Annotated in this window: 7 protein-coding genes, 1 other RNA gene and 1 pseudogene; 5 read left to right on the top strand and 4 right to left on the bottom strand. The window is 63.0% G+C overall.

The features are described from left to right. Together thyA and EOA86_RS14250 are read right to left on the bottom strand one after the other, a co-directional pair. On the bottom strand, positions 1-503 hold a 503-nt coding region (gene thyA, locus EOA86_RS14255; protein ID WP_128342224.1), incomplete at its 3' end, for a thymidylate synthase. Between the two features lie 165 nt (positions 504-668). Further along, positions 669-980, bottom strand: coding sequence for a DUF2853 family protein (locus EOA86_RS14250; RefSeq protein WP_095518624.1), 312 nt, complete (start codon positions 978-980; stop codon positions 669-671). Between the two features lie 167 nt (positions 981-1,147). On the opposite strand from EOA86_RS14250, the gene ssrA reads away from it, so the two are divergent. Then, positions 1,148-1,506: a transfer-messenger RNA gene (gene ssrA, locus EOA86_RS14245) on the top strand. A 503-nt stretch (positions 1,507-2,009) separates the two neighbouring features. Here ssrA and EOA86_RS14235 read toward each other — a convergent pair. Further along, positions 2,010-3,215: a multidrug effflux MFS transporter gene (locus EOA86_RS14235; protein ID WP_128342220.1), complete on the bottom strand. Its 1,206-nt coding sequence runs from the start codon at positions 3,213-3,215 to the stop codon at positions 2,010-2,012. A 164-nt stretch (positions 3,216-3,379) separates the two neighbouring features. On the opposite strand from EOA86_RS14235, the pseudogene EOA86_RS14230 reads away from it, so the two are divergent. The 4 genes and pseudogenes from EOA86_RS14230 to EOA86_RS14215 all read left to right on the top strand — a co-directional run bounded on the left by EOA86_RS14230 (position 3,380) and on the right by EOA86_RS14215 (position 5,229). Continuing rightward, a pseudogene (locus EOA86_RS14230) lies at positions 3,380-4,068 on the top strand (TetR/AcrR family transcriptional regulator). 118 nt (positions 4,069-4,186) lie between these two features. Continuing rightward, positions 4,187-4,717 (top strand): SspB family protein, encoded by a 531-nt coding sequence (locus EOA86_RS14225; RefSeq protein WP_065010458.1) that lies wholly within the window; start codon positions 4,187-4,189, stop codon positions 4,715-4,717. 18 nt (positions 4,718-4,735) lie between these two features. Then, on the top strand, positions 4,736-4,981 hold the full coding sequence (locus EOA86_RS14220; protein WP_065010281.1) for a DUF4169 family protein: 246 nt from the start codon (positions 4,736-4,738) through the stop codon (positions 4,979-4,981). 20 nt (positions 4,982-5,001) lie between these two features. Continuing rightward, on the top strand, positions 5,002-5,229 hold the full coding sequence (locus EOA86_RS14215; protein WP_029351392.1) for a ribbon-helix-helix domain-containing protein: 228 nt from the start codon (positions 5,002-5,004) through the stop codon (positions 5,227-5,229). Between the two features lie 6 nt (positions 5,230-5,235). Here EOA86_RS14215 and EOA86_RS14210 read toward each other — a convergent pair. Beyond that, on the bottom strand, positions 5,236-7,605 hold a 2,370-nt coding region (locus EOA86_RS14210; protein WP_281035660.1), incomplete at its 5' end, for an AsmA-like C-terminal region-containing protein.

The raw sequence follows: 7,605 nt of genomic DNA, 5'->3' as shown, positions 1-7,605 counted from the left end.
CCGGAACGCTGGTAAAGCTGGCACGAGAGCCTGCCTTCCGAGACATAGAACTGGAACAGGCAATGACAGGGTGGCAGCGCCATGGCTTCCACTTCGGCCGGGTTCCACGCCGAAACGATCAGCCTTCGGGAATTAGGATTCTTGCGTATCTCCTTCATGAGATTGGCAATCTGGTCGATGGTGCCACCATGGCCGTCCGGCCAGGAGCGCCATTGCTTGCCATAGACCGGGCCGAGGTTGCCATTCTCATCGGCCCATTCGTCCCAGATCGAGACGCCGTGGTCGTTGAGGTATTTGATGTTGGTGTCGCCGGCCAGAAACCACAGAAGTTCATGCACGATCGACTTCAGGTGAAGCTTCTTGGTGGTGGTGACCGGAAAGCCGCGCGCAAGATCGAAGCGCATCTGGTAGCCGAACACCGAGCGCGTTCCGGTGCCGGTGCGGTCGCCGCGATCGGCGCCGTTTTCCAGCACGTGCTTCAAGAGGTCGAGGTACTGGCGCATCGGCTTCGGCTCGATTCGGGGGCTCGATTCGGGTTACCGGCCATCATAACCGACTGGCTGCTGGCCGAACATATCAAAGCGCAGAATCTTCAGCCAAGACGCTCGCGGCCATGCTCTGGGCTGGAGCGGGAATCGCGCCAGCATCCGCCGATGCAGGATGATTGTTCAGAGGCTGGCGAGCTTACCCAGATCCTTGGCGACCAGGTAATAGAAGGTCACGCGGCTCTTGGTGTTGTCGGCCTCCATCGCCTTGCAAGTCTTTTCGATGGCCGCGTCCGCCTTGCTGCCGTCGGCTATGCCGAGCTTTTTGGCAACCCAGTTGGCCTTGACGCGATCGAGTTCCTTGGGATCCGTGCAGGACACCAGCGAGGAGTCCCGATTCCTGAGCGCAATGCCCAAATGCTTCACGATCTTGGCGACCGCGTCGGCATCTGCCGCGGCGTCGTACTTCTTCACGTCTGCAAGATAATCGGCCATCAAAATTCCCTCGTCAGCGCCACGGGATCCGGTCGATGAGGGTCGTGGCGCGCTGCCGCAAAATGTGCGCTAAGTCGTAACTCCTCACCGCCGCAATCTTCGGTTGAGACGGTTGACAAGTCAAGCCTTCGCGAGGCTGTTTGACACAGCGACAAAGCATCAATTAAGGCCTTTCATTTTCCAAGATCGGTCCCTATATCTGTTTGGTCGGCTCGACCGACTATGGCGATAAACAGGCGATGAAATAAGCCGTTCGGACCCGGGGGCGGTACCCGGCGCCTCCACCAAAAACCGCTGTTATCGAGGAGCGGCTTTTGCTGGGGGCGAAATAGGATCGACGAAGGTGTAAAGATCGTACTTTTGCCCGGCATTGTACCACCGTTATCGGGCTAAACTTATAGTTGCCAACGACAACTATGCGGAAGCACGTCTCGCCGCGTAAGCGGTGCGATAGCTTCAATTCAAGCCCTAGTGGTTCGCACTTCTAGGCGGGGTTCGGAGGTACCTGGCAACAGAAACCTCCACTTCTCCCCTTCGATTCCACCTCTTCGATAACGGCAGCAGGCTTGCTGGCCGCGCTTCTTGCGCTATGCCCCTTCGCGACGCTGTCTTGCTGTCCTGGGAGCTGCGCTCCTATCGAGCCGCCCTCGAACAGAACGGTCCCGTCTTCTTTCGATCGCGGCGTGCCGGACACTCTTGGTTATCTGCGCCTCACTGGCCTGCCGGTGCCCGACCGCATCAGGAATGCCGCCAACGCTTCCGCTACGCCAGTCATGTCTTCATCGCCCCGCCATGGCGCGAGATTTTTTGGCAGGGTTGCGAGCGAAGGCAGCCCCTCGACGAAGCCGAACGCACCTATCACGCGCTGGCCAGCATCTACACCGAATTGGGCTATGAACTGGTCCCGTTGCTCTTGGCGCCGGTCGAGGCGCGACTGCGATTATCTTGGCCGAGGCGGGCTTGCAGCTTGAGCCCAGACGTGAAAAAGGCCGGGAATGACCCGGCCTTTTCATGCTCGCTGGAAAGCATCTACTCTGCCGGCGCTTCGACAACCTCCCGCCCACGGCCAAGCGTCACCTTGGCCAGCACGAACGAGATCACCGCGCAAAGCGTGATGCCGGCCACCATCGGCAGCGGCGTGCCGTCGAAGAACACGCCGGCGATGCCCATGGCGACCGCACCGATCGCGAAGTGCAGCGTGCCCATCAGCGCCGAGGCCGTGCCGGCGATCGCGCCATGCTCCTCCATGGCCAGCACCGAAGTCGTCGGGATCACCAGGCCGAGGAACCCGTAGCCGACGAACAGCAGCACCGCCATCACGTCGAGCCGGTCGACGCCGGACGCCATCACCGCGAACAGCACCACCATCGTCGTCGCATAGCCGACCACCGCGACCCGCACCACGGGCCTTAGCCCGAACCGTTCGGACATCACCCCCGTCAACTGCGACATGCCGATGAAGGCGACCGCGTTGATCGAGAAGAACACGCTGTAGACCGACGGCGACAGCCCGTAATGATCGATCAGGATGAAGGAGGAGCTCGATAGATAGACGAAGAAGCTCGCGATCCCGAAGCCGCCGATAGACGCCAGGCCAAGGAAGTTGCGGTCGCCCATCAGGAAGCGATAGGCCGTGAGCGCGGTGCCGAACGAACTGCCTGCACGCGCCTCGACCGGCCGCGTCTCCTTGAGCGAGGTCGCCAGCAGGATGGTGGCAAGCACCGCCCCACCCGTTACCGTCCAGAACACGGCACGCCAGCCGAAATTCTCGATGATCACGCTACCGGTCAGCGGCGCCAGGATCGGCGACACCGAAAACACCAGCATCAAGAGCGACATCAGCTTGGCAGCGTCGGTGCCGGTGTGCAGGTCACGCACGATGGCGCGCGGCACCGCCATGCCTGCGCTGGCGCCGAGCCCTTGCAGGAAACGGAAGGCGATCAGCCATTCGATCGAGGGAGCGAGCGCCGAGCCGATGCCGCCGACCATGAACAGTGCGAGGCCGCCATAGAGCGGCAGCTTGCGTCCGACCATGTCGGAGATCGGTCCGACGACGATCTGGCCAAACCCCATGGACAGGAAGAAGATCAGCAGACTCATCTGCACGGCAGCGGTGCTGGCCTGCAGATCCGCGCCGATCGAAGGCAGCGCCGGAAGATACATGTCGATGGCAAACGGACCGATGGCGGTCAACAGGCCGAGCACGATCGCGATGCGGAGGAATCGGGGACTCATGATAGCAGGCTTCTTTCAAATCTGATTGGCCGCCGACCGGCGCATAATCCTAGGACGTTCCATGCCGTGAAATTCCGACTTCCTGCGGAGGAAAATTCCTTTTAGCTAAGTCCATAAATTTAGACACTCTTGTCCAATTCGTCAATCACCTCTATATAGTTTTCATGAAGCCCAACGTTTCTCCTGACAGCATCATGCCACGCGGCCACGAGGCCAAGCGCGTCTCCATCATGGACGCAGCCGGCGAGGTGTTCTGCCGCGAAAGCTTCGCCGGCGCCAATATCGACATGATTGCCGCCGAGGCCGGCGTTTCGCGCCAGACGATCTACAACCACCATGGCGACAAGGAGAAACTCTTCGTCGCCATCGTCCGCGACCTCACCGAGCGCTGCAATGCCGGCATCTTCGCCACCATTTCCACCTTTCCGGACCAGCCGAAGGATCTCGAGGCCGATCTGATCGCTTTTGCTGTGCGCATGAACCGCAACTGTATCTGCAACCGCGACGGAAAATTCCTGCGCAAGCTGATCCAGACCGAGGGCGAGCGCTATCCCGAGCTCTTGCCGAATGGCGCGAACAGGGGCCGGGCAGGACATGGCCGGCGATCGCCGCCCGTTTCGCCCGCCTCGCCCATGCCGGTTTCCTCGACATCGAGGACCCCGATGTCGCGGCGCGCCAGTTCCTCGCCCTGGCCAATGCCGAATTGCAGACCACCTTCATGCTTGGCGGCACGCCGACCGATGACGAGGTGCTGCAATCGGCGACACATGGCGTGCGCACCTTCCTGCGCGCCTTTGGCAAGCGGCAGCCGGCGGCCGACGCGCAAAAGCACAGCGCGCTCGCTGGCGCCTGAGCGATCAAATCTGAGGCATGCCCTCTCGCATCTGCGCTGCCGGCGTCTATATCCGGTTTACGCCGCGCTCAAGCTTGATTACAGCTATGCGGACGATTCAACGGAACCCGACAGCCACATGGCCGACGACCACATCCGCTACGACATTCTGGCCCAGGAGGCATTGCGCGGCGTCATGCGCAAGGTCCTGGCCGAGGTCGCGCGTACCGGCCTTCCCGGCAACCATCATTTCTTCATCACCTTCCTGACCGGCGCCCCGGGCGTGCGCGTATCTTCCCGCTTGCGCGAGCGCTATCCCGAACAGATGACCATCGTCATCCAGTTCCAGTATTGGGACCTGAAAGTGACCGACACCGGCTTCGAAGTCGGGCTGTCTTTCTCCGACGTGCCGGAAAAGCTGGAAATCCCGTTCTCGGCCGTGCGCGGCTTTTACGACCCGTCCGTCAATTTCGAGCTCGAGTTCGACGTGAGGACGGAGACCTCGGCAGAAGAGGAATTGGGCGGCCAGCCCGCTTCCGAACCGCTGGCCGTCGTCGCCGAGAAAAAGCCTGAGAAGAAGAAGACCGCAGAGGCTGAAAAGAAGCCTGCCGCGGCCGATGCCGCAAAAGGCGCCGAAGTGGTGTCGCTCGACGCCTTCCGCAAGAAGTGATCCGACGGGCCGCGCGACATGGCCGACATCGTCAATCTCCGCCAGGCCCGCAAGCAGAAGGCACGAGCCGAGAAGGGGCGCCTGGCCGAACAGAACCGGACGCTGCACGGCCGTTCCAAGGCCGACCGGGAGCGTGACCGTCTGATCGCCGACAAGGCAGAAAAGTTTGTCGCCGGCCATCGCCGCGAAGCCTCGGGCGATCCGGATTCCCCGGGTATCGGACCGAAAAGTGCGCCGCGGTTTTCGGATAAATCCGATGCTTGAAGTGAAATGAGTCACGTCCGGTGAGCCCGGTCGAGAAACGCTCGGTGACCATTCGCGGCCATCGCACCAGCTATTCGCTCGAAAAGCCGTTTTTCGACGACCTCGTCGCCATCGCGGTCGCGCGCAAACTGACGCTCGCCGCCCTCGTCGCCGAAATCGACGAGGCCCGGCCGCGCGATGCCAACCTGTCCTCGGCGCTCAGGCTCTACGTCTTGGATTGGGCGAAGCGAAAGATGAAACCAGTCTAGGTCGAGCTATCCGCCGCCCAGCGACTTCAGCAGATTGTCGATCGACGAAGGTTCAAGCGTGGGTTTTGGCGCGGATTCTGCTGGCGGCGGGTTGTCATTGGCCGGTGGCTGAGGCGCGCGCTCGATTTTCTGCGCCTGCTCAGCGGCGGCCCTGCGCTCTGCGTCGAGCTTTGCCTTTTCTTCCGCAGCGATCCGCATCGCCTCTTCCATCTTCCCGCGTTGCTGTTCTTCGGCCCCCGCCGCCTCGTCCGCCGCTTTTTGCGCCGCCCTGGCTCTCGTTTCGGCATCCGCCTTAGCCTTGGCCTCAGCATCCGCCTTGGCTTTGACCTCCGCTTCAGCCTTCGCCTGTGCATCCGCCTTGGCTCGGGCCTCCGCTTCAGCCCTGGCCTGCGCCTCGGCCTTGGCTTTAGCCTCGGCTTCAGCCCGCGCCTGCGCATCCGCTTTGGCCTTCGCCTCCGCTTCGGCTTGAGCCTTTGCCGCGGCTTCAGCCTTTGCCCTGGCATCTGCCTCGGCTTGCAGCCGCGCCGCCTCCTGCTGTTTGCGCAATTCTTCGGCTGCCCTCTCACGCTCGGCTTGCAGGGCCGCGTAGTAACGCACCTCGCGCCGCAGCCGCTGTTTTTCAAGCAGTGCCGCCTGCATGGCCTCGACCCGCTGCTGTTCCTTTTCCAGCGCGCGCTGGGTCAGGAACTGCGCCAGCGGCTCACTGTCGAATTGCCGCTTCGCGGCGCCGAACGGCCCGTCGACGCTGAAATTCACAGTCGGATCGGAGCCGACCAGCGCCTCGTCGCCGGGCCGATAAGTGATCGAACCGCTGGCGGCGACCGTGCTGGCGTTCAGGTCCGCCGTGATGTCGGCGGACAGCTTCGCCGCCGGATTTTCAAGATTGACCGGCGGCGCCCTCAGCGTGCCACCGGCGATTGTGAAGGCGACGTCGATATCCCCGGCCGGAAAACTGCCGTCCGCGGCGATCTGCGGCGCGAAGCGGGCAGTCTTTGCCGCATCGATATCGCGCCCGATCGCGTCGGCCTTGGCGATGAAGGCGCCAAAGGCGTCGGGATTGACACCGGCAATGGTCAAGCCCTTCAGCGCCGCCGTGCCGGAACCGGACAGCGCCGCAACCATCGCATCGACCGATTTGCCGCTGGTCGAGAGCGCCGCCGAGAAATCGCCGCTTCCGCTGATGCCGGCCTGTGGCAGCACGGTGGCCAGATCGGCGCCGGCAAGTTTCATCTGGCCGGAGAAAAGCCCGGTGCCGTCATTGTTCTTCAGCTCGAACAGCCCGGAAAGCGCACCGCCGGCGAACTTTGCCTTGAGGTCCGACACGCGGATGCCTTCCTGATCGAGCTTCAGCGAAAGCGCTGCGTCATAGGCCGTGGCCAGCGGGCCGGCGGCCAGCGATGCCGTGGTCAGGTCGAGTTCGGCGGTGAACGGCAGGCTGGACTTCTGGCTGAACGGGGCGGTCGGCCAAGCCCCGCCGGCGCCCAGGAAGGCCTGATCGCCAAACAGTGCCACCGCCATCGGATCGAGATCCAGTTCATCGAGTGCCAGCGCGCCGGCAAGATGCGGCAGCCCGTCCTTGACGTCGACATTGACATCGCCGGAAACCGCCGCCTCGTTGATAGCGCCGCTGAGCATGGACAGAACCAGAAGGCCGTTGCCGAAATCGGCGTCGGCCGCAAGCCACGTCGACATGCCTGTCCCCATCCCCGGCAAGCCAACGCCTGTCGTCATCAGCCACGGCTCGATGTCGGCGGCTTCCAGACTGACCTTGCCTTTGGCGGTGGGACCTTGTGGCGTGCCCGCGATCGTCCCGTCGAAACCGGCCTTGAAGTCGTTGCCGATGAGGTTGAAGCTCGTCGCCATGCCGCCGCCAAGCGTGCCTTTTGCCGAGACATCGGTGGTCGCCTCGCCAAGCATGCCGAGTGGCAACGCCGGCAGGCCGTAAAGCGCCAGAAGTGCGGTGGCGTCGGTATTCCTGGCGTTGAAGGTTAGCGACACCGGCGCCTCGAGAAGCCGGTCGGCCACCCCTTTGCCGGACAGCGACGCCGAAAACGCCGAACCGCCGGCCTTGCCTTGCGCGCTGACTGCCAGGCCTGTCGTGCCATCGCCGTTGGCGGCGGCACTCGTCACCAGATCGACGCGCGCATCCTGGAACAGCTCGGGATAGGCGGCCGCACGCCCCGCCAACCCCTTCAGCACGGCATTATTAGGATAGTGCTGCGCCGCGACATCGACCAACGGCTTGAGGTCGACGGCGACTACGGAGGCATCGAGCTTGCCGGTCGGGCTCACCGGGAAATCCTTGATCCGGCCGGTGGCGCTGATCGAGGCGCCGGCGAGCCCGCCTACCGAGAGCCGGTCGATTTCAAGCAGACC

The sequence above is a fragment of the Mesorhizobium sp. M5C.F.Ca.IN.020.32.2.1 genome (assembly GCF_004023105.1).
GTDB classification, from domain to species: domain Bacteria; phylum Pseudomonadota; class Alphaproteobacteria; order Rhizobiales; family Rhizobiaceae; genus Mesorhizobium; species Mesorhizobium wenxiniae.
Note: the sequence above shows the minus strand (reverse complement) of the source record. Positions and strands in the feature narration are given on the sequence as shown.

Coding starts and splice junctions, on each gene's coding strand:
- EOA86_RS14250 (WP_095518624.1), bottom strand. CDS start 980: ATGGCCGATTATCTTGCAGACGTGAAGAAGTACGACGCCGCGGCAGAT.
- EOA86_RS14235 (WP_128342220.1), bottom strand. CDS start 3,215: ATGAGTCCCCGATTCCTCCGCATCGCGATCGTGCTCGGCCTGTTGACC.
- EOA86_RS14225 (WP_065010458.1), top strand. CDS start 4,187: ATGGCCGACGACCACATCCGCTACGACATTCTGGCCCAGGAGGCATTG.
- EOA86_RS14220 (WP_065010281.1), top strand. CDS start 4,736: ATGGCCGACATCGTCAATCTCCGCCAGGCCCGCAAGCAGAAGGCACGA.